Raw genomic sequence first — 25,251 nt, 5'->3', positions numbered from 1 at the left:
TATTTCTGGAGACGGCTTCAAAACATTAGATGAAGGCCAAGCAGTGTCTTACGATATTGTTTCAGGCGATCGTGGCGACCAAGCCGCAAACATCGTAAAAATTTAATATAATTTAAACCCACCAGCTTTGTTGGTGGGCTTTTTTTGTTTGTACTTTAAGAGTTTAATAAATTTTAAAAATCTCCGTACTGATTTCTAACATTTGAAGCGCGCATTGTCTGAGATTTCCCAATGTTTCATAAGCATAATCTTCGCCGAGAATAGCTCGTGTAGAATCACTCGGTAACAATTCTCTTTTTTCCATTTCAAGATGCTCATACCATTCTTGACTACCATAATAATCGATGAGTTTTGCTATTTTTTCGATTTGGCCTTGGAACGCATCGAGTTGTTCCATTAATTGATTAACAGATTGGTCAACGGCTAAATAGTTTGTTTCCATTTCGATAAAATGCTCAATCTTATCCATTTTATATCCCCCTAAACGAATTATTATTATTATTTTATCATCATTTATTAACCTTGCGCTAAAAAGAGTGAAACGAAAGTGGCAGGGACAGTTTATTTAGGTAATAATAGAAAGAGAACAATAAAAGGAGGCAAGATTATGAAGATTATTGAAGGAAAGATGCCTTTCAAAGGGCATGAAACCTATTACCGCGTTGTAAATCAAGCAGGTAGCAAACCCCCTCTACTCTTACTTCATGGGGGGCCGGGATCTACTCACAATTACTTGGAAGTTTTAGACCCACTTGCTGAATTGGATGATCGCCCATTGGTTATGTATGATCAAATTGGTTGTGGTTTATCGATGGTTGAAGGGCATCCTGAATTATTTACCGCACAGGTATGGAAAGAAGAATTAATTGCTTTAAGAAATTATTTAAAATTAGACCAAGTTCATATTTTAGGACAATCTTGGGGTGGGATGCTGCAGCAAATATATCAGATTGAAGAACAACCAGAGGGGATAAAATCTTATATCTTTTCATCAACGCTTTCATCCGCCAAGCTTTGGCGCCAAGAAGGGATGCGCCGAGTGAATCTAATGCCAGAAGTCTATCGTCAAGCGATATTAATGGCTGAAGAAAGCGGCAATTACCAATCACCGGAATACCTTGAAGCACTTAATGTCTTTATGGAAAGATATTGTTGTGGTCCAGTCACTGAAGATTCACCTGCTTGCCTAAAAAGAGAAAAGGCAGCTGGTTCAGAAGCTTATCTAGTGGGTTGGGGGCCTAATGAATTTACGCCGACTGGGACTTTGTCTGGCTTTGAATATACGGAGCACTTAAGGGAAATCGTACAACCATCCTTAGTGATCAGTGGGGCTATGGATCTTTCTTCTCCATACATTGCTAAAACTTTGTATGATAATCTACCCAATGCTGAATGGGAGTTGTTCCAGTATAGTCGACATATGTGTTACATTGATGAAACGGAAAAATACATTAATGTCTTAATGAATTGGTTAAATCGAAAGGATTAATGAAATCTGAGGAGGTTCTATTTAATTAGACATTCAATGCGAGACCTTACTGTTAAAAACGGATAAGTGCCTTTAACGGTTGAAGAAAAAATTGATTGAGGAGTTGGCAATTTTTTGAAGATAAAGAAATCAGTGCTATTTATGCGAGTCCATATCTTCATGTCAAACAAACCATTGAACCTACAGCTGAACGATTAAATTTAAAATTTATTTAGCAGAAAGATTTACGAGAGCGTAGGATTGGGGAAGGGGGAAGAGTTTTCTACAATTGCGCAAAACCAATGGGATAATTTTAATTATAAGTTGTCGAATAGTGAGTCATTACATGAAGTATCTCATCGAGTCGTATCTTGTTTTAAGGAAATAACAGAGCAATCACAAGCTAGTATCATTGTTGCTAGTCATGGCACAGCTTTGTCCGTACTAATGAATGTTTTGACAAAAAACAGTTTGCTTATCAAGATTTCTTAAGTATGAAACAACTGCAAGTTTATGAATTAAAACATTCTCAAAGACAAGTTGAAGAGTGGGAAAAATTAAAATTCATTAGTTCGAGAAGCGGACTATTTTACTGGACATCGCATTTTTAATGAAGGAGTGACCCTCAAGTTCAGATATTAATCAACGTATCTTAAGGCATTATTGATGGATCATGTAAGAATCATGAAAGGTAGTAATTATTATCTTCCCTCACTAAGCATAATAAAAATTGTCTTTCTCTTGTTAACAACTAGAGTATTTAGTAGGATAGAAAAAAATGAGAGGAAGGATATGAATAGCCACTTACCTTTACATGAATGGGATCATAATCCCCAAGCCATTATTAACCCTAAAGAAGTCACAGAGAAAGTAGTAAATTTTCCAGACACAGTAGTTTCTTGCTTTTCCTGCTTAACTTTCCAAAGAATGATCAGTGATTATCCACATGAAGCGATTGCTTCCACTTCTACTGCTCAGGGCGAGATTCCTATTTATCAGCTACAAATTGGAAAACAAACGATTGCTGCTTTCAATTCTCAAGTAGGAAGTCCGGCTTGTGTAGGCGTCCTGGAGCACCTATGGGCAATTGGGATGAAACGTCTCGTTTTATTTGGAACCTGTGGTGTGCTAGACCCTAGTATTGAAGAGTTATCAATTATTATTCCAAATCGAGCGGTGCGAGATGAAGGAACCTCTTTCCACTATCTTAAACCAAGCTATGAATTGGATGTAAATAAAAGGAGCTTAGAAGATTTTCAATCATACCTCAATCAAAAAGGGGTTTCATCGCGTATTGGTAAGGCCTGGACAACGGATGCTATTTTCAGAGAAACAATTGATCGGTATAAAAAACGAAAAGAGCAAGGCTGTATCTGTGTCGATATGGAATGTTCAGCCGTAGCCGCCTGGGCTCAATTGTGATCAGTTGAAGTGTGTCACTTCTTTTATGCTGCCGATCATTTGAGTGAAGAAGCTTGGGACAGCCCGTTCTTTATCCGATCATCTTGCCTTAGATTCTAAGGCTTTCATTGCTCAAATAGCAATTGAGTTTGCTTTAATATGGAAGTAGACTAAAACAAAAGCAGCGACAAAAAGGTCGCTGCTTTTTCACTATAAAACGTCGTAAAGGTCGATTAAAGCACGTGCAGTATCCAGCGAAGAATAATTAATGATCTGATATTCAAAATTTTTATTTTTAAGTGTGTAGTGTTGATCATAGTATGAAAGGATGAGATCTTTAATGACGGATGCATGGTCACCTTGATTAAGGGATTCTATATGCATAGCCTTGCGTTGCGGGTTCATCTTATCCATTCTGTTCAAGCTTTCTTTAATCTCTGCTAAATTTTTTTGATCAGAAGCATTAATATATTCATCTTCGATTCGTTCAATTCGTAAATCTATTGGTGAATCAATGTAGACTTGATGGGGGGATTGTTTATATGCTTGATAAAGGGTGTGGGGGGTGTGCACCTTACCAATGCTAGCACTTTCTCCTTCGATAAAAACAATGCCTGGTTGGAATGATTCAAGTTTGTTAATTAGGGCTGCCTCGTAATTAGCTTGGCTAGGTTGTTGACCCAATCCAATCTGACCAAAATGCGACCCTCTATGATTCGCTAAACCTTCTAAGTCTAATACTTGGCCACCCATTGCTTCGATGTGTTTTAAAATCAAGGTTTTGCCCGTTCCAGTCATACCGTCTAAAGATACGAATTGAAAGTGATGAGGTAGTACTTCGAGTTGAGCTAATACACGTTGGCGATAAGCTTGGTACCCTCCAGCTAATTGATAGACAGTCAAACCGAGTCCATCTAATAAACCAACAATTGAAGAAGAGCGAAAGCCACCACTTTTACAATAGAAAATTAATGTATGGCCATGACTAGCTGTTATAATATGTTGAAAAAAGGTCGGTAAAATACCACTCATAAAATTAATACCAACTTGTTTAGCCTGGTCAATCTGTCCTTGGCTATAAAGTGTTCCAACCTCATGGCGGGTTGAATCATCCATAACAGGAAGATTGATAGCATTTGGAAGGTGGCCTTGAGCAAATTCCTTAGGACTTCTGACATCTATCCAAAGTGGGTTTAATAAAGATTTTGATTGTTGATAAGAAATTAAATATTTCAAAAGATCACCTTCCTTTAGTTACTAAATAGATAAGTTCAATATTAAATTTTACATCTAATCACTATAAAATGAAAGATTAGATTATTTTTCTTGAAGAAAGACTGTCAACCCCAAGCGATTATGTCCCGAAATTTGATTAATTTGGGTACAAGTAAGAATTGATCGAAAGTCCTACCGGGCTTTGCTTGGTTGCCTCTTCTTGTCTTCATTTTATATAAATACGGTTGATAGGAAGCTGCTTTCTACGGATGAGACAGAGGTGGGATAGAAGGTTTAGCTTGTTCAATTATCGCTTGCTCTTATAGATTTTCACTGACCGACTTATGCCGATGAATTTCTTCCAATGCATAGAGTTGATCTTTGTAAGAGGCAAACAATTCTTGTTTACGGCTTTCAATCACCAACACTTTTGTCTTTTTATTCAAATAGACGGGCTTAGCTTGCTGATCAATGAGACGATAACGATGCTTTTGATACTGAATGGCATGCTTAGCTTGAATACGACACCAATTAAAGCGTGCGAGAATAGGATCTAAATTCATACCCTTAGCTAGTCTTTCAAAGGCGGTTATGCTAGGCTTAATTGAGAGGGCAATTTGATTATTAAACGTCTCTAAATGGATGGGAGATAGCAATTGGCTTCTTGAATGGTTTGGATATTTGCAAGCTTCATCTCATTGAAAAGACGGTCTTGAAACATACCGAAGAGTCGCTCAATAGGTCCTTTGGTTTGCAGAATTGAAGTGGAACTTAATTGAATACCATGCGTCTGACACGCATATCCAAATTGAGTGGAGGCCTTTTGTTCGATAGCTTCGGACAAAGAGGCCTCTTTGCGTTGTGTCCCTCTTTGATCAAAAATCGATCGATTATCTGTCAAAATTTCATAAGGTATGCCATATTTTGTAAGAAATTGTTGAGTAACTTCAGAATAGCCATTGAGGGTTTCTTGCGTATCAAACGAAGCTCCAACACCCCTTCCCATCGCGTCATCAATAGTAGTGTGAAGATGATAATAGGAAGTATCTCCTTCAAACCACTGGTGTTGTGAAGCATCCATTTGAAGGGGATCGCCAGCATATTTTTTACGTGGACATACCAGGTGAGCCTTTTCAGGAGAAAGAGTAATTACCGTTTGAGAGAGCGCCTTATCCCGTTGAGAGAGTGTTCCTTTGGCTTCAATTTTTTGTTCGAGAGCTTGTCTTGGCTGACGACGTGTTTGTCTTCGCGCTTTAGGAGACACTGTCTGATGTTTTCATGATATTTGGAAGAGTCGATTCGAAAATTTGAATCTGTTCACACGCCTTTAATTTTTCACAGAAGTGTTTAAAATTGAACCCTTCATAGACAGTTTGGTACAAATGGATAATCTTTTTTCAATTGTTTGACTTATTTTATTAATTGGGGAGTGATAAACATTTCCATGTTGAAAGCCTAATTTAACATAGGTTTTATAGACAGTTAATCGTCGTTTATTGAGCGACGCGATAAACCGAGCTCCACTTGGTCTTTGGCTTTTGATTTTCGGCCCTGTGCAACCGATTGAATGACAGCATATTTTCTTTGCTCGAACATTGTTAATCAAACTTTCATCTAACTACCCCTGAAAGAAGTATAACTCAGAAATGGGACATTTTGATTTGTGTTCTCTTGAGACATTATCATTTACGTTTAACACAAAAGAGTAGATTATTTTTAATAAAGTCTTGATTTTTTTGAATGGTCGGGCTATAATAAGAAAAAATTTTATTAGTCTTTAACCGTGTACGAGATACATGAAAGATTTATTTGAATAGTTCATTGGAGAAACTCTCTCTAATGGGATATCCTTTTATGTGCGCAAGAGGTCAGTAACGGTTTTTCGTTACTGACCTCTTTTTTGGTTAAAACTAAGCGAATTCAACTTATGAAAGGAAGTATGAAATGACGCTTACGACCCAAATTGCCAATCAACATTTTAAATCCTGTTTAATGAATGCCGCCGGGGTTCATTGCCAAACAAGAGAAGAGCTAAATGAAATTTTAGACTCTCAAGCTGCTACTTTTGTTACCAAAACAGCTACTAGTCAAGCGAGAAAGGGTAATCCTGAGCCACGCTATGTGGGGAATCTTCACGGTTCAATCAATTCGATGGGCTTACCGAATTTAGGGATTGATTATTATCTAGACTATCTTTCTGAGTTAGATCGTTCAGATCTTTTCTTGTCGGTAACGGGCCTTTCTAAAGAGGAAATCTACCAAGTTTTGCATAAAGTACAAGATGCTTCATTCAATGGCTTGATCGAATTAAACCTGTCCTGCCCAAATGTAGTCGGCAAACCCCAGACAGCCTATGATTTTGAACTCATGCACGAGATTTTGACAGAAGTGTTTAGTTTTGTAAACAAACCACTAGGAGTAAAATTACCTCCTTATTTTGATCTGGTTCACTTTGATCAAGTGGCCGCAATCTTGAATCAATTTCCGCTTTCTTTTGTCAATTCAGTCAATTCAATTGGTAATGGTTTGTGGATTCAAGATCAAACTGTTGCAATCAAACCAAAGCAAGGCTTTGGAGGGATTGGAGGAGCCGCAATTAAAGCAACGGCTCTGGCTAATGTACATGCCTTCTACCAGCGTCTAAATGACTCCATAGCCATTATTGGGACAGGGGGCGTTGCAAGTGGGCGTGATGCTTTTGAACACATTCTTTGTGGAGCTTCAATGGTTCAAGTAGGAACAGCTTTGATGGAAGAAGGACCACAAATTTTTGAGCGATTGAATCAAGAATTAAAGGCTGAAATGACATCTTATGGCTATCAAAAAATAGAAGATTACCGCGGTAAATTACAGTACATGGAGGGATAAAATAATGAGTAATCACAACTTAGTTTTTAAGCATTTTGAATCAACCAAGAAACTAAATTCAGGAATGGTAATGAAACTAATTCATCGAGCCATCGAATTTAAAAACCTTGATCGCTCACTATTACCACAGTATCCAGGACACTTTGTTTGTAATGTTTTTTTGGAAAATTCGACAAGAACGCACCTTTCTTTTGAAATGGCTGAGAAAAAGTTAGGTATGCCGGTTATTGCTTTTGATGCTAAAACATCTTCACTTTCCAAAGGAGAAACCCTCTTAGACACTTTAATTACACTTGAATCTTTAGGGGTAGATACAGTTGTGGTACGTACTCGCGAAGAAAATTACTTCGAGCCGTTGATGAAATCACCGCACTTGAATTTGTCAATTATTAATGGTGGGGATGGGGCCTCTCAGCATCCTACACAGTGTATGCTCGACTTGATGACCATTTATGAAAAATTCCAACGTTTTATTGGTTTGAAAATAGCAATCGTAGGAGACCTCAGTCACTCTCGTGTTGCTCATTCTAACGCTGAAATTTTATCTCGTTTAGGAGCTGAACTATATTTTTCAGGACCAGAAGAGTGGTATGATGAAACCTTTGATCATTTCGGAAGCTATCTACCCATTGATGAATTGATTGGAGAAGTCGATGTCTTAATGCTCTTAAGAGTTCAATTAGAACGCCATGACCAGCCAGATAGTTTCGAAGCGGAAACCTATCATCGTTTATACGGTTTAAATACCGAAAGAGCCAGTCGCATGCAAGACCATGCAATTATTATGCACCCTGCACCGGTCAATCGAGGGGTAGAAATTGCTGATGAATTAGTCATGTCAGAAAGATCTGTAATAGCTGAACAAATGAAAAATGGTGTATTTATGCGTATGTCAATTATTGAAGCAGTTATGAACGGAAAGTAGGGGGGAAAAGATGTTATTAATTAAGAATGTGCGAATGCTAAATCGTCAAGGTGGATTTCAAGCAGTAGAGCTTTTAATTAAAGACCAAAAGATTAACGCGATTGGTCTAGATCTGTTGAATGAATTATCTCATGAAGAGCTTAAAATTTTTGATGGTCAAAACGGTTTAATTACTCCGGGGCTAATTGATTTGCATGTTCATTTTCGTCAGCCTGGTTTCGAAGGAAAAGAAACCATTGAAACCGGCTCAAAAGCAGCGGCTCGAGGCGGTTATACACAAGTTTGTGCAATGCCAAATCTAAATCCAGTTCCAGATAATCTAGCAGATTTTACAGCTTTGATGCAATTAAACGAGCAAGAAGCTTGCATCAAAGTACATCAGTATGCACCGATTTCACTAGAAATTACTTCCGAAAAAGAATTGGTTGATTTTCCTGCTTTAACACAAGCAGGAGCTGTTGCCTTTACCAATGATGGCAAGGGCGTTCAAACAGCTGGTTTAATGCTTCAAGCTATGCAAATGGCTGAGCAATTAGACCGACCAATTGTGGCCCATACTGAAGATAATTCTTTGCTTTTTGGAGGGGTCATGCATAAGGGGAAGGTAAGTGAAAAGTTAGGTTTACCAGGAATATACTCTGCGACTGAATCCAGTCAGATTGCCAGAGATTGTATTTTGGCTAAAGAGGCAAACTGCCACTACCATGTCTGTCACGTTTCAACTAAAGAAAGTGTAGCGGTTATTCGCGCTGCCAAAGCTGAGGGCGTAAAAGTAACTTGTGAAGTTTGTCCCCACCATCTTCTCTTGTGTGATGAAGATATTCCAACTGATGATGGCAATTGGAAGATGAATCCACCATTAAGAAGTCGCGCGGATCAAGCAGCCTTAATTCAAGGTCTACTAGATGGAACGATTGATTGTATAGCAACCGACCACGCTCCGCACATGGCAGAAGAAAAGAATCAGAGTATGCTTAAAGCACCTTTTGGTATTGTGGGATCAGAAACTGCTTTCGCTTTGCTGTATACTTATCTTGTTGAACGAGGAATTTGTAGTTTAGAACAGTTAATCAATTGGATGGCATGGGAACCAGCTAAAATCTTTAATATACCAGCTTCCGATCTTACTGTGGGGTCTATTGCTGACCTAGCTATTTTCGACATTGACCATGAATATCCAATCGATCCAAAGGAATTTGCTTCTAAATCGACCAATACACCCTTTGTAGGTTGGCAAGTTAAAGGTAAAACCTTAGCAACTATTTATCAGGGCCATCTTGTTTATCAGGCGTAAGAATATCTCATGAATTTTTGCTAGAGGCTAATGGCTATTCTTTAGAATGGAAATAAAATAAAGACAGGCTCTTTTGTTTGTGCTAAACTGAACATGAAGTTTTTAATAAATAGAGGAGTTTTATCAGTGAAATCAATAGATAGTTTGACCCTAGACGATCTAATCGAATGGCTAGCTCAAAGAGGAGAAAAGCCATACCGGGCAGATCAAATCTGGCAATGGCTTTACCGTCACCATGTGGCGTCCTACGAAGAGATGACTAATATCCCCAAAAAGATTTTAGAACCTTTATCCGAGGAATTTATTTTTTCTCCCTTAAGGGCAAAAATTGTACAGAAAGCCCAAGATAAAACCACTAAATTTTTGTTTGAATTACAAGATAAATCAATGATTGAGACGGTTTTAATGTATCATCATTATGGTATTTCAGTGTGTGTCACAACGCAAATTGGCTGTAATATTGGCTGTAAGTTCTGTGCTTCGGGTTTGATACCCAAAGTAAGAGATCTAGAAACAGGTGAGATAGTCGCTCAAATCATGTACGTTCAACGACACTTGGACCAATTAGGTCAAGGAGAAAAGGTTTCGCATATTGTGGTTATGGGTATAGGTGAGCCTTTTGATAACTATGATAACGTGATGAAATTCTTAAGAATTGTGAATTCAGATAAGGGACTAGCTATTGGGGCACGTCATATTACTGTCTCAACTTCTGGCTTAGCACCAAAAATTCGTGAATTTGCTGATGAAGGTTTACAAGTCAATCTAGCAGTTTCCCTCCATGCCCCTAACAATGAGACTCGTTCTTCGATTATGAAGATTAACCGAGAATATCCCATTGAAGAATTATTTGATGCTATTTATGAATATATTGAAAAAACCAATCGCCGGGTAACTTTCGAATACATTATGATTGATGGTGTCAATGATACACCTCAACATGCTAAAGAATTGGCAAATCTGTTGAAACCGATGCTGAAATTAGCTTATGTTAATTTGATTCCTTATAATCCGGTTGCAGAAAATTCTTTCCGGCGTTCTAAGGCTGAAAATATTGCGCAATTCTTTGATATTTTAATGAAAAACAAGGTTAATTGTGTTGTTCGTAAAGAACACGGAACAGAAATCGAAGCGGCTTGTGGGCAGTTACGGTCTCAATACGAACGTCAAAGAAGAGCTAAAACTGCTAAAAAGACTAAAGAAGAAATCCGTCAATTTTCACAAGCACGTAAAGCTGCAAAGGCAAATGAGTCTAATAATCAATGATAAAGTAATCTTAAAGCGATTAAAATAAGCCCTCAAAAACGAAGATCTTTGGTCGTGTTTTTAAGGGCTTTTACTTTTAATATTAAAAGTTCCGGAGATGTCTATCACATTCTTAAGAAAGTATGATATAATTTCCTAGATAGTCCATATAAAGGAGGGCAACTATGTATAACGCTTTAATGATTTCATTAATTGTAGTATCTATTTTGATTATTTTATTAGTTATTATGCAACCATCTAAGAGTAATGCTGCTTCAACTTTAACAGGTGGAGGAGACGATGGCTCTGTTAAATCAAAAGCACGTGGCTTTGAAGCCTTTTTAATTCGTGCTACAACCGTTTTAGGCGTGCTGTTCTTTGTCATTGCCTTAGCTTTAGCTTACTTATCGGCTAAATAATCGTTAAAGATTTTGAATAGACGCACATGTCGGCTCATTAGGCCACATGTGCGTATTTATTTAGAAACAGAGGAATTTCTTTAGTTTCCAACAAGGTTTAGATACAATGATAATAAGAGGTTAGGAGTGAAAAGTGTGATGAATGTTCCATTTGATAAGGCGGTTTATTTAGAAGGTCAAGATAAGAAGGTAGGGATCCTACTCTTCCACGCTTATACGGGATCAACACGTGATATGAACCTATTAGGAAGGCTATTGAATCGCCAAGGCTATAACGTATTAGTGCCACAATTTAGTGGTCATGATACACAAGACATCAAATCAGTTTTGGATTTTTCTCCAAATATTTGGCGTCAAGAAGCCAATGATGCTTATCATTGGATGCTAGGACAAAAATTTGAGCACCTTTTAGTCTTTGGTCTTTCATTAGGTGGAGTTATGGCTACAGATATTATTTCTCAGAAAGATTTTCAAGGAAGTGGTGGAGGAATCTTTAATGCGCCGGTTATGACTGAGGAACCGATCAATATTTCCAACTCATTTATGCATTTAGGTAAATTTTTGGCCAGTCAACGACATGATACAGAGACATTTATGGAAGAGTTTGATGATATATTGGCAGGCCATTGGCAACAAATGAAAGAATTAGAAGAAATTAAAGAAGAAATCGCTTCACAGTTGGTGAATGTTAAGGTGCCTTTTTATATCGCTCAATCAGGCCAAGATGAATTAATTGAGCCAGATGATTCTTATTTATTACAAGATCATTTGGTAAATGCACGCATTGATTTTCATTATTTCCCACATAATACACATTCCATTCCTACAAACCGTGATCGTAAGGCTTTTGAAAAATCAGTTTTAGATTTCATCAAGCAAGTGACCCAACCCTTTTAGGGTGAGAGAGGAGAATAAATTTGAGTTTATCTAGACTAGAAAAAGACATTATTGTTTTTTTACAAGGGAATAAAGAGGATTCCTTTTCGGTGGAACAGCTTTCCCAACATTTTAATTATCGCGGAACCAAAAATTATAAAAAATTAATTAAAGCTTTAGCCTTTTTGGAAAGAATTGGCGAAATTCAATTAACATCTGAGGGCCATTTTAAAGCTTTTTCTTCAAACGAAGAAGTTATAGGAGTATACAGAGCGAATGAAAAAGGCTTTGGCTTTGTATCTCATGAAGAAGGTGAAAGTGATTTCTTCGTGCCTAGAGGTAAAAACGGAGGAGCCATGGAAGGAGACACAGTCCGTGTTCGAATCGTTAAACATGTTAATCCTACAACAGGCAAAGGTTCGGAAGCTCAAGTGCTTGAAGTAATAGACCGTAAAGTTAGTCAGTTAGTTGGCGAGTTTTATGGTTTTAATCAAGAAGAACGTGAAACCACAGGCTATGTAGGATACATTAAGCCTCAAGGCGAATTTCCAGATGAGACTAAAATTTTCATTCGTCCAGATGGTATTCATCCAGCTAATCACACTATTTGTATTGTAGAAATCGCTGAATACCCAGATAGCCATAAGCCCAATGAAATGGTAGGCCTTGTGACTAAAGAAATTGGCCATAAAGACGCTCCAGGTGTTGATATACTAGCCGTTCTCTTCCAATTTGGTATTCCGCACGAATTTCCAAAAGAGGTGGTCAAAGAATCTGAAGCCGTAGAGCAAACAATTAAATCTGAAGAAATCCAAGGACGTAAGGATTTACGTGATCAATTAATCATTACAATTGATGGAGCAGATGCCAAGGATTTAGATGATGCCATCAGTTTAGAAAAAATTTCGGATAAAGAGTACCAATTAGGTGTCCATATTGCCGATGTATCGCATTATGTAAGACCAGACACTGCTATTGATCGCGAAGCTTATGAGCGAGGAACATCTGTTTATTTGACAGATCGCGTGGTCCCTATGTTACCGCAAAGATTGTCTAACGGTATTTGTTCTTTGAATCCTCATGAGGATCGCTTAAGTCTAACTTGTGAGATGGTGATTAATAATCAAGGGCAAGTAATTAAGCATCGCATTTTCAAATCAGTCATTCATTCATCCTATCGGATGACCTATTCAGATGTGAATGCTATTTTAGATGGTGATCCAACTTTAAGACAAGATTATCAAGAAATTGTTCCTATGTTGGAGGACCTGGCTGAGTTACATGATATTCTCTATCAGATGCGTCGACATAGAGGAGCACTCGATTTTGATGCGCCTGAAGCCAAGATTTTGGTAGACGAAAAAGGACACCCGACAGAGATTGTTTTACGTGAGAGGTTTACTAGTGAACGCTTAATTGAATCCTTTATGCTAGCTGCTAATGAAACGGTGGCCAAAGATTATTTAGCTAAGCAGCTACCCTTTATCTATCGAATTCATGAGCAGCCAGACTCTAATAAAATAGACCGTTTTGCGGAATTCATCTCAAGTTTTGGGGTCATTCTTAGGGGAAATACTGAAGATATGGCACCGAGGGCCTTGCAAGAGGCGCTTAAACAGGTCAAGGGTGAAGATTACGAACAAGCTGTTTCAACTATGATGCTAAGGTCGATGCAACAAGCCAAGTATTCAGATGAAGCAGCAGGTCACTTTGGTTTAGCAGCAGAAGACTATACACATTTCACTTCGCCAATACGCCGTTATCCTGATTTGATTGTTCACCGTCTAATTAGTCAATATTTATTAGGCAATCCTTCAAATAAGGAGATTTCTAAGTTAGAAGATCAACTGCCAGCTATAGCGACTCATGCTTCTAAAATGGAGCGCCGGGCGGTTGATGCAGAAAGAGAAACTGATGCTCTCAAGAAGGCTGAGTATATGATGGATAAAGTTGGAGAAAGTTTCTGGGGAACTATTTCATCGGTTACCTCTTTTGGAATTTTTGTAGCGCTTCCCAATACGGTAGAAGGACTTGTCTCTATTCAAAATTTAGATGATGACTATTATCATTTTAATCCAGAACACATGCTGTTGATTGGTGAGCGGACACATAAAATCTTTAGAATCGGGCAAAGGGTTAAAATAGAGGTTGGTAATGTCAGTATCGAAGATCGACAAATTGATTTTAAGCTAATTGAAGCAGAAGCAGTAGAAGGTATCGATCCAAAAATCATTCAATCTTCAAAAAAAAATAAGAAAAAGAATAAATCGAACAGACAAAACAAATCAAATAAAGCGAATCCTAAAATGGGTAAAAATTTAGCAGGTAAAAAAATTTCTGCTAAGGGAAACTTTAAGAAAGCAAAAAGAACTAAGAAAAAGAAATACTAGGAGTCCATCAGATGCTAGTAGGTGATGTAAAATAGACTCCTAGCACTAGCAAGGAGATTTTATGGCAAATAATAAAGCAGTACACGATAAACCACTGGCCCAAAATCGAAAGGCCAGACATGATTATGAGATTATTGATACTTATGAAGCGGGTTTAGTCCTCAAAGGAACAGAAATTAAATCCATTCGAGCAGGAAAAATAAATATTCAAGATGGCTTTATTTCAATCTATGGGGGCCAAGCCTGGGTAAAGAATGTTCATATAAGTCCTTATGACCATGGTAATTTATTTAATCATGATCCTTTAAGAGATCGAAAGTTATTATTACACCATAAGGAAATAGTGGATATGGACCAAGCAACGCGTCAGAAGGGAATGACCATTGTTCCCCTAAAGGTTTATTTAGTTAGGGGTCGAGCTAAGCTATTAATAGGAGTTGCACGTGGTAAACATCACTATGATAAGCGACAGGCGCTCAAAGAACAACAAGCTAAGCGAGATATTGATCGGGCTCTCAAAGTAAGATAAATTAAAACAGCAAGCACTCTGGAGGATTTGAGAATGCTTGCTGTTTCTTCGTTAACTGGCCTTAGAATCCTGATAAAGATTCCCATGCCATTGGAGGAGGTAATTTAGTTGAGGTAAGTCTTGTTTCTTTTCGAATGACTCACCAGAAGAAAGCCTTGAGTCGAAAATTAATTCGTCCCTAGAACTTAAAACCTTACTTGTTCCTGAATTAAATTCAATCTGAAACTCTTTTTCAATGGTTCCTACCCATTGCGATTCTTTTTGTTTAGTAAGTTGTTTGTTTAGCCGATAGCCTTGCGAACTGAGGAATATTTGACTAGCATCGAAAGAGCTTTCCTTAGAAGAATTAGGAAAAAGAGTCACTTGGCCATTAGCTAACCATTCGCCATCAGCTTCTATTATTGAAAAGCTTGACTCAAAATTGGATGGATATTCTATAAAAATAAGCGTTTTATAGAGTAAAAGTAAAGACTCAATGTCTAAAGTATCAACTTCGATTAAGTTGACTGTTTGAATTAAGGAATCACTTGTAAACAGGCCCAAGTCATTTAAGCTTTCTTTTTGTAGAAGTTGGCATTCTCTTTGAATAGATTCTTCTATGCTTTTTGTCCATTGGTCTTGGAGAACAGGACGCAGGTTAAAATCTGTTAAAAGAGTTTGAATTTGTAATTGGTAATAATTATTTGACTGGTGGATTCTTTGTCTTTGGAGAGCATTAAGTTGAATGACTCCTAAGTATATAACTTGGCTTAACATCATAAAACATAATACCATTGGTAGGATAAGCCCTTTTTTATGTTTCATCAAAATCTTCCGTTCTTATGTAATCAGTATGAAAGGTATGTGAGAAGATTTGACCATTGGTTAGCTCCACGGAGATTGTTATAAAAGGTTTTTCGGAATTTAGATGCCAAGATTTTACTTGAAAGAGGTAAGGGTGATGTCCGGGTCTGCGATAAATCTTTTGATTTCTTAAAATGACTGAGCTCTGTTCATAGTAATCCTCTTTGAGACAAAGATTTATTTCTTGTTCAGAGACACCTATAATTAAAAAATGATCAAATTCACTTTCCATCATCAGTGTGAAGTGCTGCCAATCTAGCGAACGATCTTGCCGCATATTTTCATCTAATTTGCGGTAATGTGAAACACTTATCATGAGAGTGTTCATTATTAAAGCAACAATAGAGAGTGTAATAAGGCACTCAATTAAAGTGAAGGCCCATTTTGACTGTTTATAAGGTTTGAATAGCTTGAATTTCAATCTGATAGGCACTCCCTCTCTTAAACTCTATTTGACAGGAATTAGTGTCGCATGAAAAATCATCAACCTCGACTGAAAATAATAATTGGTAACTTTCCATTGTAGATTGAATAAGTGTCTCTTTTTTTATTGAATCTAAATCAGAAAGTTGAATGTCCGCCAGTTGATAAAATAATTGCCATTCATTATTTTCTGATTTTAATTGTTTAAAAGTCCTTAATTCTTGGTTAAAACTGGGTAAATAAAAGCTCAAAATCCAAGACAAGATCAATAAACCTACTAATGCTTCAATTAGACTACTTCCCTTTTTGCTCCTTAAAAACAAATTGACCACTTCCTAGTTGAAAAACAAGCTCAAAATTATCGCCTTCTGCATTTTCAAAGTAAACAGTTTCAAAATCATTAATACGACCACTACTTAAGTAATAAAAAGAAAAAGAATTAAGTAAATTTAAATGTTTAGGGAGTTTGAGTTGACTAAAATTTTTGCGGGATTCTACTTGCCAGAAGTAGACTACTCCTCTTTTACTAAAGACAATCTGAACTGGATCTTGATCAATAATTGCTTTATCTTGAGCTAAATGTAGCTGACTCTTCAGTTGGTCTTTAAAAACTTTTGTCTGATAATCAGCTTTTAATTGTTGATAGGGTAAAGCAATTAGCAAAATCATCAATATACTAAAAATTGAAAGTACGCACAAAGCTTCGATTAGGGTAAAGGCTGATTGATTTTTTGATTTCATTAAGGGGTCAGTATTTGACTGAGGACTTCAGCTTCAATTCTCTCAGTCGCTTCGTCTGCTTGCTTTTGAGTGAGGTAACCTTCAGCAACCAAAGTTTCTAAGCTTAAAGGCTCTTGGGTATCCTCTACTAGATAATAGGCATCCGCTTGAGTTTCAACAATCTCTGTGATATTTTCAACTGCTTGTTGGTCAATACGATCTTTTTGGCCAGAAACATTGGGAATAATAATAGCCATTAATAGTGAAACAATAATAAGAACAATTAGCATTTCGATAAGTGTGAACGCTCTTTTAGACTTTAATATTTGACAAGACTTGACTTTTCTGATGGTTCTTTCTTTCATAATAGCTCCTTTTCATATCTCCATGGTTAACATCGGCAACATTAGAACAAGGTACATGGCCATTACAATAATAGCGATAATTAAAAACAGTATGGGTTGCACTAAAGTGAGCTTCTTATTAAGATCTTCGACCACCTCCTCAAATATTTTTTTAGCATAAAGCTTACATTTTTGACCGGTCTGACTGGTTAGTTCACCCTGATATATGACTAAACTAAGTGTTTTAGTGAAAATACCCATGTTTTCTAATGAATCGCTCAACTCGCTCCCAGCCAAAAATTGTTGCTGCAGATAATCAGCTATTTCACTGATTAAAGGATCAATGGGATATGAGATTAAAAGATCTAGTGTCTCTTGCATGGAAAAGCCAGCTGCGTAAAAATATGAAAGTTCATCAGCTAGACGATAGGATACATATTTCCTAATTAGCTTTCCAAAGAGAGGTATCTTAACTAAGTGTTGAAATCTGTTAATAACAGGGAGTCTTAATAAATAAAAATCAATAGCTAAGTAAATAATTAAAGTGACTGCTAAAAAGCTGATGCTAATTTGTGGAAGAAAGGTAAAGAGAATGAGTAAATAACGAGCTAATAAATGAGTTTTTAAAATTTCTTGATCGATGAAGGATAAAATATGTGGAAGCATCCAATGTCTCATTGCAAACAATAAGCAGGAGAGAAAAAGCATTAAAAAACAGGGATAGATAAGTGTTTTTATTAATTTTTTTTGATAGCTTCTAATCTTTTTTAAATGGTTTACAATTTCAAAAAGCGCTTGAATAAATCGGCCTTGTCTTTGAGCAAAAAATAATTGAGCGGCAATTCGGTTTGAATACCCATAGTTTAAAAGAACTTGATCAAAGCTTTGTCCTACATTTAATTTTTCCAGCATTTGATTAATAATTAAAATTCTTTTAGGTAATAGTATTTTCATAAATTGCAGACTTTGATAAATTGAGAAACCTTCATCAAGCATTTCAGCTAAAACCTGTAAAAAATATATTTTTTCCTCTTGATTAAAGAGCAATTTTTCTTTATTAAAGAACTTCAAAGTGTTCATACTCTTTTTTAGTGATGTATCCATAGGCCCATGCCTTTCTTAGTTGATGATTAAGGGGCGAGAAGTTTAAAGGTAAATTAAAATGATTCAAATATTCTTTCAATTGTTGGCCATCTAATATTTCGAACAAAGCGGCTCGGTGAAATTTTTTAGGAATATGATTGCAGGATACTTGAACACTACTTTTACAAAAAGGACAAAAGCGAGGCACTAGTCTTTGTGAGATGACACCAATGAGAGATTGTTTTAATTGTTGCTCACTAATGGTTAACTCTTTAAGACGCGCAATCACTCCGAAAGTATCTTTAGCATGGATCGTTGCAATCATCAAATGCCCGGTTAATGCACCTCTTAAAGTCATACGCGCCGTCTCCTCATCCCGAATTTCTCCAATAAAAAGAATATCGGGATGATGTCTGAGTGATGATTTAATCAGTAGGTCATAAGAAATACCTATTTTTTCATTTACCTGCGTTTGTAAAAAAGAAGCTTCTTTGATTTCTACAGGGTCCTCCATAGTAATAATTTGTAACTTTTCTTCATTCATTCTTTCTCTTAAAAGTTGATAGATCGTCGTGGTTTTACCTGAATTGACTGGGCCAGAAATTAAAATCATCCCTGATTTTCTTCTAATTAATTTCCGAATGCGGTCAATTTGATTGGGAAAGTAGCTGTTGATTTGTTGAAAATTATGAATTTTACTAAAAATCACTCGAACCACTAAGGACTCTATGAGGTTGACGTTAGTAATAGTGGACAATCTTAATTCAATCGTTTGTTCTTCTGAGATCTTAAACGGACAAGCACCTGATTGGGGCCGTCTTTTTTCACCGACATCCATATTGGCTAAAAATTTATAATGAGCGATTATTTTTCTTCCTAGACTCAAAGGGACATTTTTGTGGAAGTGGAGTTGACCATTGACTCGAAAGAAGATTTGATAGTTATCAATTATTGGCATGAAATGAATATCGGAAGCCAACAAACTGATGGCCTCGTTAATCAATGATTTAGAAAGTTCTTCGATCATCAACTCACCCTTTTGATTAGTCTAATGATAAATACAAGATAAAGGTTAAAAGGGTGCTTATATTTTTTCTCAAATAAGCGTCTCAGTGTCTAACTATACCTATATATGAAAGTATGATAGAATAAATTGACAACGAGTGTTTAGCTCACCCACCAGTTGAAATAAAAAATAATAAAGGAGTTTTATTACATGATTTTTAAAGTAATGTACCAAGAAAGTAAAGATCAAGTTCCAACAAGAGAAAGGACACTTTCCCTTTATCTTGAAGCAGAAAATCGCGTAGAAGCGATTGAAAAAGTGACTCAAAATACATCTTACAACATCCAATATGTCCAAGCCTTAGATGAGGCGCATTTGGCATATGAAAAAGAACAAGCAGGCTTTAAGTTGGTGGAGTTCTAAGATGTCAGTAAATATTAAAAATAATGAAGTAGGCGTATTTGCCTTAGGCGGTTTAAATGAAGTTGGTAAGAATATGTATGGCGTCCAATTTCAAGATGAAATTATCATTATGGATTCTGGTGTGATGTTCCCAGAAGACGAATTGTTAGGTATTGACTATGTCATTCCTGATTATCAATACCTATTACAAAATCGTAATAAGATTAAGGGAGTTATTATCTCTCACGGTCACGAAGACCATATAGGTGGAATTCCATTCTTATTGAAAGAGATAAACGTGCCTATCTATGCTGGCAAGTTAGCCTCAGCTTTAATTCGTAATAAATTACAAGAACGTGGACTGTTGCGTGATGCAGAAATTCATGAAATTGATGAAGATTCTGTGATCCGTTTCCGTAAAACAAGCGTTAGTTTTTATCTAACAACTCACTCCATTCCAGAAGCATATGGTGTGGTAGTTAAAACACCTCCTGGAAATATTGTCTTTACAGGAGATTATAAGTTCGATTTCACACCGGTAGGCAAACCAGCCGACTTACATAAGATGGCACGAATTGGTGAAGAAGGAGTCCTATTATTACTAGGTGATTCAACAAATGCCGAAGTACCAACCTTTACTAATTCAGAAAAAATTGTCGGCCGTTCGATTCGCAACATTATCCAAAAAGAAGAAGGACGCGTTATTTTCGCTACTTTCGCATCCAATGTGTCTCGATTGCAACAAGTCGTAATGACAGCCTATGAGACAGGTCGTAAGATAATTGTTTTCGGTCGTTCGATGGAATCTTCCATTAAGACAGCTAGAGAATTAGGTTATGTGGATGACAAAGGGGCAGATATTTTCATTGAACCAAGAGATATTAATAAATATCCTGCTAATAAGATTTTAATTCTATGTACTGGTTCACAAGGGGAGCCAATGGCAGCTTTAAGCCGTATCGCTAATGGTACGCACCGACAAATTTCGCTTCAACCTAATGATACCGTTATTTTCTCTTCTTCACCTATTCCAGGAAATACTATGAGTGTTAACCGTGTCATCAATCAATTAAGCGAGCAAGGTGCCAAAGTGATTCATGGAAAGGTCAATAATATTCATACTTCTGGTCACGGTGGTCAGCAAGAGCAATTATTAATGCACCGTTTAATGAAGCCTAAATATTTCATGCCAGTTCATGGGGAATATCGCATGTTAAAAATCCAATCGGAATTAGCTCAGATGACTGGGATTCCAAAAGAAAATTGCTTTATTATGTCTAATGGCGATGTTCTAGCTCTTACTGCCGACTCTGCTCGTGTAGCAGGACGCTTTCCTGCTCAGGATGTATATGTCGATGGTAATGGTATTGGTGATATTGGTAACATTGTACTGAGAGACCGTAAAGCTCTGTCAGAAGAAGGACTAATCATTGTTTCAGCTACTATTGACTTTGAAGCTAAACAATTGATTGCCGGACCGGATATTATGTCTCGAGGCTTTATTTACATGCGAGAATCAGCAGACCTGATCAATGATATTCAAAATAAGGCGCGCGCAATTATCAACCGCGGCTTAAATGAGTCAGGCGCTAATATAAATGAACGGAGCGTGCGAGATCTATTGCTCAGTCAATTAGAACCGGCTATTTATCAGAAGACGCAGAGAAATCCGATGATTATGCCGATTTTATTAGATATTAATAAAGGGGTAAGACCTCATCAAACGAAGTAGTAGTTAGTATTAGAGTTAAAACAAGTAAAGGAGCGATCATATGTATAGAATCAACAAATTACGTCAATCACTTAAAGAACAAAAATTCGATGCAATCTATGTAACGGATATGTTAAATATAAGATATTTAACCGGCTTTACCGGCTCGGCTGGTGCCGTATTTGTAACTCAAGATAAGGCCTTCTTTATTACCGATTTCCGTTACAATACTCAAGCTAGTCATCAAGTTAAGTCTGCAACAGTTGTTATCCATCAAAACGGAGTAGATCAAGAAGTTAAAAACTTAATCGATCAAGAAAAGGTTCAAACACTAGCCATAGAAGCAGATAATATGAATGTCAGTCAATATCTAAAAATTAAAGATCTATTTGCAGCAGATATTAAAGCAAGTCAAGGGTTAATCGAAAAAATTCGCTTAATTAAAGATGAATCGGAACTTGAGACCATTCGACAAGCATGTGAAATTACCGATCAAGCGTTTGAACATATCTTAACCTTTATTAAACCTGGTGTAACTGAAATTCAGGTTGCTAATGAGTTAGAAGCTTTTCTTAAGGATAAAGGATCAACAGGCATGTCTTTTGATACTATTGTCGCTTCAGGTGAACGCTCTGCCATGCCTCACGGTGTAGCGAGTGAAAAAGTGATTGAAGATGGCGATATTGTGACGCTAGACTTTGGTTGCTACTATAAAGGTTATTCGTCTGACATGACTCGTACGATTGCGGTAGGATCGATATCAGATAAAATGAAAGAAGTCTATGAAATTGTACTTGAAGCACATCAACGCGTAATCAGAGAGGCTAAAGCTGGCATGACTGGTAAGGAAGTAGATGCGATAGCTCGTGATTATATTACGGAAAAAGGCTATGGTGAGTACTTTGGACACTCTACTGGCCACGGTGTCGGTTTAAATGTCCATGAAGAACCTGCAGTCTCTAGTCGTTCTGAAGCGGTTTTAGAGACGAACATGGTAATTACTGATGAACCCGGTATTTACTTACCAGGTATCGGTGGTGTTCGCATTGAAGATGATTTAATTGTGCAAGCAGATCGTGTAATACCAATCAACCGTAGTCCCAAAGAATTAATAATTATATAGGAGGCTAAAGGATGTTAAATAAACAAACTGTCGCATTTGAATCTCTCAGCGAACAATACTTAGGCGAAATTAATATTACGATGGGTGTCTTGGAAGACATTGCAGCCAAAGCTGCTTCAGAAATTGATGGTGTACTTAGTTCATCACAAAAAAAAGAAGCAGGAAAATTTTTGCGTATTCAAGGATCAGGTGTTAATGCTAAAATGCGTCAAATTGAAGACCGTATTTCGATTGATATTAATGTAAGCATTGCTTACGGTAAAACAGTTCCAGTTATAGCCGCTGCTATTCAAGAACGTGTTAAAGAACAAATTCTATACATGACAGATCTTATCGTCAGTGAAGTGAATGTTCATGTCCAATCGATTGATACAGAACCAAAAATGAATTCAGAGTTAAAAACTATTAGGAATAGCGAAAAAGAAATCGGAGAATAGGATGAAAAAATTATCACGTCATCAGCTAAGAGAAAAAGCAGTCCAGAGTTTATATCAATTAGTAATTGCTAGTGACCAGTTTCAAAGTGAGGATGCTGTAGAATTCGCTTTAGAAGCCGGTAATGATCCTGAGAAGGGATACTCAGGTGAGATAGATTCTTATCTAATAACCTTAGTTAGAGGAGTAAGAGACAATCAGTTGGCGTTAGATGATATGATTAAACAATATCTCAGCCAATCTTGGACTCTTGATAGAATAGCAAGTATTGATCTAACCATTTTACGCTTAGCTTTTTTTGAAGTGCTCTTCATTGACGAAGAGAAAGTTCCAGCCAAAGTAGCGGTTGACGAAGCGATTGAATTATCTAAGACTTTTTCAGATGATCGATCACGACAATTTATCTCAGGTGTTCTCGCTAAACTTTTAGCTAACCAAATCTAAATGGCGCCAGAAGAAGAATGTGAAGAAATTATTCTTTTTCTGGCTTTTTTCTTATAAGAATTTATTAAAGAAATGGGTATAACTTGTATAAGTATTTTAGGATGGATATAATCAAAGTGTCATCATATTAATTTAAAAGGAGCATAAAATTATGAAAAAACAAAAAGTTTTACTACTTGCTTTAGCTGCTTTAACAACTTTTCCAGCCAGTATGCCTTTGATTAGCCAATCAGCTATGGCAGTTGAACAGGCTGAGCAAACTTTGCAAGTAGAAAAATTAGCTTTAGGAGCGACTTTAAATTCACAACAAGCCCAACAAACCATTCAATTATTAGGCGCTAATCAGGTAACTCCTGAGAATACAATTTATGTTGACGGTGTGATGATTGATCGCTATTTAAACATTGGATCAGATGCTTCAACAGATGTATACTCGTCCGTATATATTAAGCCTCAAGCACCTGGTACAGGAATTAAAGTTCAAATTGTAACGCCTGAAAATATCACTGCTGTTTCAGCGACAACCTATCAAAATGCAGCTATTACTGCAGGGGCTCAAAATGCTTTATTAAAAATTGGTAGTTTTTTACCTGTAACGGGTGAGGGGGCACTTACTGGCTTATACGCTCTATTAGAGTCACAAGGTGTAGAAGTTAAGCAGCATGACATGCAAACGGCACAAAAAGAAATTTCTGTCGTAAATAATGTTAGGACTGAAACAGGGTTAACCGATGCACAAGTAAACGTAATTATTGCTGAAATTAAGAAAGAAGTTGCTGCTCAAGTTCAAAATAATGGTCAAGTAAACTCGACTGAAATTGTAAACACAGTTGTAAATAATGTTATTAATAACACTAATATTGAAGGCGATGGCAATGTTGTCGATAATTCAGTTGCTACCGATGTAGAGATTTCTAATCAAACGAAGCAAGAATTAGAGCAATATGCCAATGATTTTGCCCAGACCGATGCTGCTGCTAATGAAGACACTGTTCAACAACTAGATGCATCAATCGAAGACAAAAAATGGGACAATATTCTTGCTCAACTAGAGCCTAAAATGACTATTGATGAAATTAAAGCAGTAGAAACACCTGATTTTTCTGATACTGAAAAGTATCACGAAATTTTACCTGCTTTATACAATCGTTTCAAGCAAGCAGTCGATCAGGGGATCCGTGTAGATGATATCTATGCCCATACCTTTATCATTGAAGCCATCCAACCAGAGCTTACAGTTGAAACGAAAGCAGAGTTAGATAATTTTAGAGAATTGCTTTATCAATATACAGCTTCTTTTGAAGGAGATTTAAAAGCAGCGGCTGAAAATGAAGGCTTTGAATTCCAACCAATCAAAGATCTGTGGATGGCTAAATTACAAGAAGCTGAAAATCTTGAAAGTTCTGATGCATCCTTAGCTGAGATAATTCAGTTAATAGCTAACGCTACTGGATTTGCTCCACAAGTTTATACCTATACTGACATTGAGCAAGACGATAAAGTAATTAGTCTATCTGTAGCAGAAGATAGCTCTACTAAGATCACCACAGTAGCACGTTTTGAATACGATTTAGAAACTGGAGTAATTAGTGAAGTTGACCCAGTATCCATGGAAGCTGTGCCATTAAATCAGGATACCTATGATTTCAATGCTGTTTATGGTGTCAATGTTGAAAATAATTATATTGCTAATAAAATCCCAGTTGATTATAGGATTCCTGGTTACACACCAGTTGAATCCACTGAAGAAGAAACAACTTTAGAAGAAATAGTTGAAGAGCCAGTTGATTCTGTAGAAACTCAAACCCCTGCAGAAGAGCCAACAGAAGAACTTCTTGAGGAAGAAGCACCAAGTGAAGAAAGCGTGGATGAGACAGTTCCAACTGAAGAGACAGAGAGTGTCGATCCAGTGTAAACTGATAGATGGTCTTAAGCTATAAAAAGAACCAGGGTCAATGATTGCCTGGTTCTTTTTGTTGTTAGACGATAATACATATGTGACATAAAACAAATAAAAATAGGGAGCTTCTGATACACTAAAGATATACAAACAACTTAGCGAAAGGAAGCTCCCATGAAAAATATTA

Annotated in this window: 28 protein-coding genes and 2 pseudogenes; 18 read left to right on the top strand and 12 right to left on the bottom strand. The window is 36.8% G+C overall.

Annotated features, from left to right (window positions below):
• On the top strand, nucleotides 1-106 hold a 106-nt coding region (locus ACQV18_RS08420; RefSeq protein ID WP_428892917.1), incomplete at its 5' end, for a cold shock domain-containing protein.
• A gap of 57 nt (nucleotides 107-163) precedes the next feature.
• On the opposite strand, the gene ACQV18_RS08415 is transcribed toward ACQV18_RS08420, so the two are convergent.
• Nucleotides 164-469 (bottom strand): DUF4298 domain-containing protein, encoded by a 306-nt coding sequence (locus ACQV18_RS08415; protein WP_428875559.1) that lies wholly within the window; start codon nucleotides 467-469, stop codon nucleotides 164-166.
• A 138-nt stretch (nucleotides 470-607) separates the two neighbouring features.
• Between ACQV18_RS08415 and pepI the strand changes: the two genes are divergently transcribed.
• The 3 genes and pseudogenes from pepI to ACQV18_RS08400 all read left to right on the top strand — a co-directional run bounded on the left by pepI (nucleotide 608) and on the right by ACQV18_RS08400 (nucleotide 3,038).
• Nucleotides 608-1,489: a proline iminopeptidase gene (pepI, locus tag ACQV18_RS08410; protein WP_428875557.1), complete on the top strand. Its 882-nt coding sequence runs from the start codon at nucleotides 608-610 to the stop codon at nucleotides 1,487-1,489.
• A gap of 240 nt (nucleotides 1,490-1,729) precedes the next feature.
• A complete protein-coding gene (locus ACQV18_RS08405) occupies nucleotides 1,730-1,960 on the top strand; it encodes a histidine phosphatase family protein (RefSeq protein WP_428875556.1) in 231 nt (76 codons plus the stop codon).
• Between the two features lie 300 nt (nucleotides 1,961-2,260).
• A pseudogene (locus ACQV18_RS08400) lies at nucleotides 2,261-3,038 on the top strand (nucleoside phosphorylase).
• Between the two features lie 41 nt (nucleotides 3,039-3,079).
• Here ACQV18_RS08400 and mnmH read toward each other — a convergent pair.
• The 3 genes from mnmH to ACQV18_RS08385 form a co-directional block, all read right to left on the bottom strand.
• Nucleotides 3,080-4,105 carry a tRNA 2-selenouridine(34) synthase MnmH gene (mnmH, locus tag ACQV18_RS08395; RefSeq protein ID WP_428892915.1) on the bottom strand — a complete coding sequence of 342 codons (1,026 nt, stop codon included), beginning with the start codon at nucleotides 4,103-4,105 and terminating at the stop codon, nucleotides 3,080-3,082.
• Nucleotides 4,106-4,404: 299 nt separating this feature from the next.
• Nucleotides 4,405-4,740, bottom strand: a complete 336-nt coding sequence (locus ACQV18_RS08390; protein WP_428874589.1) for a hypothetical protein — start codon at nucleotides 4,738-4,740, stop codon at nucleotides 4,405-4,407.
• On the bottom strand, nucleotides 4,719-5,348 hold the full coding sequence (locus ACQV18_RS08385) for a hypothetical protein (RefSeq protein WP_428875312.1): 630 nt from the start codon (nucleotides 5,346-5,348) through the stop codon (nucleotides 4,719-4,721). Before ACQV18_RS08385 ends, ACQV18_RS08390 begins: the two co-directional genes overlap by 22 nt.
• Before the next feature lie 680 nt (nucleotides 5,349-6,028).
• On the opposite strand from ACQV18_RS08385, the gene ACQV18_RS08380 reads away from it, so the two are divergent.
• From ACQV18_RS08380 to smpB, 8 genes are all read left to right on the top strand, one after another.
• A complete protein-coding gene (locus tag ACQV18_RS08380) occupies nucleotides 6,029-6,952 on the top strand; it encodes a dihydroorotate oxidase (protein WP_428874263.1) in 924 nt (307 codons plus the stop codon).
• 4 nt (nucleotides 6,953-6,956) lie between these two features.
• Nucleotides 6,957-7,877, top strand: a complete 921-nt coding sequence (locus ACQV18_RS08375) for an aspartate carbamoyltransferase catalytic subunit (protein WP_428874264.1) — start codon at nucleotides 6,957-6,959, stop codon at nucleotides 7,875-7,877.
• 10 nt (nucleotides 7,878-7,887) lie between these two features.
• Entirely contained in the window at nucleotides 7,888-9,171 is a 1,284-nt protein-coding gene (locus ACQV18_RS08370; protein ID WP_428874265.1) for a dihydroorotase, read from the top strand.
• 126 nt (nucleotides 9,172-9,297) lie between these two features.
• Nucleotides 9,298-10,437, top strand: coding sequence for a 23S rRNA (adenine(2503)-C(2))-methyltransferase RlmN (gene rlmN / locus ACQV18_RS08365; protein ID WP_428875310.1), 1,140 nt, complete (start codon nucleotides 9,298-9,300; stop codon nucleotides 10,435-10,437).
• Nucleotides 10,438-10,601: 164 nt separating this feature from the next.
• Nucleotides 10,602-10,835: a preprotein translocase subunit SecG gene (secG, locus tag ACQV18_RS08360; RefSeq protein ID WP_090290184.1), complete on the top strand. Its 234-nt coding sequence runs from the start codon at nucleotides 10,602-10,604 to the stop codon at nucleotides 10,833-10,835.
• A 126-nt stretch (nucleotides 10,836-10,961) separates the two neighbouring features.
• Nucleotides 10,962-11,732, top strand: coding sequence for an alpha/beta hydrolase (locus ACQV18_RS08355; protein WP_428876150.1), 771 nt, complete (start codon nucleotides 10,962-10,964; stop codon nucleotides 11,730-11,732).
• A 20-nt stretch (nucleotides 11,733-11,752) separates the two neighbouring features.
• On the top strand, nucleotides 11,753-14,101 hold the full coding sequence (rnr, locus tag ACQV18_RS08350; protein WP_428892914.1) for a ribonuclease R: 2,349 nt from the start codon (nucleotides 11,753-11,755) through the stop codon (nucleotides 14,099-14,101).
• A gap of 61 nt (nucleotides 14,102-14,162) precedes the next feature.
• Nucleotides 14,163-14,630 (top strand): SsrA-binding protein SmpB, encoded by a 468-nt coding sequence (gene smpB, locus ACQV18_RS08345; RefSeq protein ID WP_428874269.1) that lies wholly within the window; start codon nucleotides 14,163-14,165, stop codon nucleotides 14,628-14,630.
• Between the two features lie 51 nt (nucleotides 14,631-14,681).
• Here smpB and ACQV18_RS08340 read toward each other — a convergent pair whose 3' ends face one another.
• From ACQV18_RS08340 to comGA, 8 genes and pseudogenes are all read right to left on the bottom strand, one after another.
• The gene (locus ACQV18_RS08340; RefSeq protein ID WP_428874270.1) at nucleotides 14,682-15,434 is read right to left on the bottom strand and encodes a hypothetical protein; all 753 of its coding nucleotides are present in this window, start codon (nucleotides 15,432-15,434) and stop codon (nucleotides 14,682-14,684) included.
• Complete coding sequence (locus tag ACQV18_RS08335; protein ID WP_428874297.1) at nucleotides 15,424-15,789, bottom strand: competence type IV pilus minor pilin ComGF; 366 nt, start codon at nucleotides 15,787-15,789, stop codon at nucleotides 15,424-15,426. Before ACQV18_RS08335 ends, ACQV18_RS08340 begins: the two co-directional genes overlap by 11 nt.
• A gap of 9 nt (nucleotides 15,790-15,798) precedes the next feature.
• Nucleotides 15,799-15,906: pseudogene (locus tag ACQV18_RS08330) on the bottom strand (prepilin-type N-terminal cleavage/methylation domain-containing protein); the annotation flags it as partial.
• The gene (locus tag ACQV18_RS08325; protein WP_428891873.1) at nucleotides 15,866-16,219 is read right to left on the bottom strand and encodes a pilus assembly FimT family protein; all 354 of its coding nucleotides are present in this window, start codon (nucleotides 16,217-16,219) and stop codon (nucleotides 15,866-15,868) included. The gene ACQV18_RS08325 and the pseudogene ACQV18_RS08330, both read right to left, overlap by 41 nt.
• A complete protein-coding gene (comGD, locus tag ACQV18_RS08320; protein WP_428875304.1) occupies nucleotides 16,191-16,637 on the bottom strand; it encodes a competence type IV pilus minor pilin ComGD in 447 nt (148 codons plus the stop codon). Before comGD ends, ACQV18_RS08325 begins: the two co-directional genes overlap by 29 nt.
• On the bottom strand, nucleotides 16,637-16,981 hold the full coding sequence (comGC, locus tag ACQV18_RS08315; protein WP_428874273.1) for a competence type IV pilus major pilin ComGC: 345 nt from the start codon (nucleotides 16,979-16,981) through the stop codon (nucleotides 16,637-16,639). Before comGC ends, comGD begins: the two co-directional genes overlap by 1 nt.
• Nucleotides 16,982-16,993: 12 nt before the next feature.
• Complete coding sequence (gene comGB, locus ACQV18_RS08310) at nucleotides 16,994-18,040, bottom strand: competence type IV pilus assembly protein ComGB (protein ID WP_428892916.1); 1,047 nt, start codon at nucleotides 18,038-18,040, stop codon at nucleotides 16,994-16,996.
• A complete protein-coding gene (gene comGA, locus ACQV18_RS08305) occupies nucleotides 18,018-19,070 on the bottom strand; it encodes a competence type IV pilus ATPase ComGA (RefSeq protein WP_428874277.1) in 1,053 nt (350 codons plus the stop codon). The genes comGB and comGA overlap by 23 nt, the downstream gene beginning before the upstream one ends.
• Before the next feature lie 189 nt (nucleotides 19,071-19,259).
• On the opposite strand from comGA, the gene ACQV18_RS08300 reads away from it, so the two are divergent.
• The 6 genes from ACQV18_RS08300 to ACQV18_RS08275 all read left to right on the top strand — a co-directional run bounded on the left by ACQV18_RS08300 (nucleotide 19,260) and on the right by ACQV18_RS08275 (nucleotide 25,079).
• The gene (locus ACQV18_RS08300; protein WP_428874278.1) at nucleotides 19,260-19,472 is read left to right on the top strand and encodes a DNA-directed RNA polymerase subunit epsilon; all 213 of its coding nucleotides are present in this window, start codon (nucleotides 19,260-19,262) and stop codon (nucleotides 19,470-19,472) included.
• A gap of 1 nt (nucleotide 19,473) precedes the next feature.
• On the top strand, nucleotides 19,474-21,183 hold the full coding sequence (gene rnjA, locus ACQV18_RS08295; protein WP_428874279.1) for a ribonuclease J1: 1,710 nt from the start codon (nucleotides 19,474-19,476) through the stop codon (nucleotides 21,181-21,183).
• 40 nt (nucleotides 21,184-21,223) lie between these two features.
• A complete protein-coding gene (locus tag ACQV18_RS08290; RefSeq protein ID WP_428874280.1) occupies nucleotides 21,224-22,285 on the top strand; it encodes a M24 family metallopeptidase in 1,062 nt (353 codons plus the stop codon).
• An 11-nt stretch (nucleotides 22,286-22,296) separates the two neighbouring features.
• Nucleotides 22,297-22,722 (top strand): Asp23/Gls24 family envelope stress response protein, encoded by a 426-nt coding sequence (locus ACQV18_RS08285; RefSeq protein WP_428875302.1) that lies wholly within the window; start codon nucleotides 22,297-22,299, stop codon nucleotides 22,720-22,722.
• Nucleotide 22,723: 1 nt separating this feature from the next.
• Nucleotides 22,724-23,164 (top strand): transcription antitermination factor NusB, encoded by a 441-nt coding sequence (nusB, locus tag ACQV18_RS08280; protein ID WP_428874282.1) that lies wholly within the window; start codon nucleotides 22,724-22,726, stop codon nucleotides 23,162-23,164.
• A gap of 151 nt (nucleotides 23,165-23,315) precedes the next feature.
• The gene (locus tag ACQV18_RS08275) at nucleotides 23,316-25,079 is read left to right on the top strand and encodes a DUF1002 domain-containing protein (RefSeq protein ID WP_428892913.1); all 1,764 of its coding nucleotides are present in this window, start codon (nucleotides 23,316-23,318) and stop codon (nucleotides 25,077-25,079) included.
• Nucleotides 25,080-25,251 lie beyond the last annotated feature (172 nt).

The sequence above is a fragment of the Facklamia sp. P9177 genome (assembly GCF_050409585.1).
GTDB lineage: Bacteria > Bacillota > Bacilli > Lactobacillales > Aerococcaceae > Facklamia.
Note: the sequence above shows the minus strand (reverse complement) of the source record. Positions and strands in the feature narration are given on the sequence as shown.

Coding starts and splice junctions, on each gene's coding strand:
- ACQV18_RS08415 (WP_428875559.1), bottom strand. CDS start 469: ATGGATAAGATTGAGCATTTTATCGAAATGGAAACAAACTATTTAGCC.
- pepI (WP_428875557.1), top strand. CDS start 608: ATGAAGATTATTGAAGGAAAGATGCCTTTCAAAGGGCATGAAACCTAT.
- ACQV18_RS08380 (WP_428874263.1), top strand. CDS start 6,029: ATGACGCTTACGACCCAAATTGCCAATCAACATTTTAAATCCTGTTTA.
- ACQV18_RS08375 (WP_428874264.1), top strand. CDS start 6,957: ATGAGTAATCACAACTTAGTTTTTAAGCATTTTGAATCAACCAAGAAA.
- ACQV18_RS08370 (WP_428874265.1), top strand. CDS start 7,888: ATGTTATTAATTAAGAATGTGCGAATGCTAAATCGTCAAGGTGGATTT.
- secG (WP_090290184.1), top strand. CDS start 10,602: ATGTATAACGCTTTAATGATTTCATTAATTGTAGTATCTATTTTGATT.
- smpB (WP_428874269.1), top strand. CDS start 14,163: ATGGCAAATAATAAAGCAGTACACGATAAACCACTGGCCCAAAATCGA.
- ACQV18_RS08340 (WP_428874270.1), bottom strand. CDS start 15,434: ATGAAACATAAAAAAGGGCTTATCCTACCAATGGTATTATGTTTTATG.
- ACQV18_RS08335 (WP_428874297.1), bottom strand. CDS start 15,789: ATGATAAGTGTTTCACATTACCGCAAATTAGATGAAAATATGCGGCAA.
- comGD (WP_428875304.1), bottom strand. CDS start 16,637: ATGAAATCAAAAAATCAATCAGCCTTTACCCTAATCGAAGCTTTGTGC.
- comGC (WP_428874273.1), bottom strand. CDS start 16,981: ATGAAAGAAAGAACCATCAGAAAAGTCAAGTCTTGTCAAATATTAAAG.
- comGB (WP_428892916.1), bottom strand. CDS start 18,040: ATGAACACTTTGAAGTTCTTTAATAAAGAAAAATTGCTCTTTAATCAA.
- comGA (WP_428874277.1), bottom strand. CDS start 19,070: ATGATCGAAGAACTTTCTAAATCATTGATTAACGAGGCCATCAGTTTG.
- ACQV18_RS08300 (WP_428874278.1), top strand. CDS start 19,260: ATGATTTTTAAAGTAATGTACCAAGAAAGTAAAGATCAAGTTCCAACA.
- rnjA (WP_428874279.1), top strand. CDS start 19,474: ATGTCAGTAAATATTAAAAATAATGAAGTAGGCGTATTTGCCTTAGGC.
- ACQV18_RS08290 (WP_428874280.1), top strand. CDS start 21,224: ATGTATAGAATCAACAAATTACGTCAATCACTTAAAGAACAAAAATTC.
- ACQV18_RS08285 (WP_428875302.1), top strand. CDS start 22,297: ATGTTAAATAAACAAACTGTCGCATTTGAATCTCTCAGCGAACAATAC.
- nusB (WP_428874282.1), top strand. CDS start 22,724: ATGAAAAAATTATCACGTCATCAGCTAAGAGAAAAAGCAGTCCAGAGT.
- ACQV18_RS08275 (WP_428892913.1), top strand. CDS start 23,316: ATGAAAAAACAAAAAGTTTTACTACTTGCTTTAGCTGCTTTAACAACT.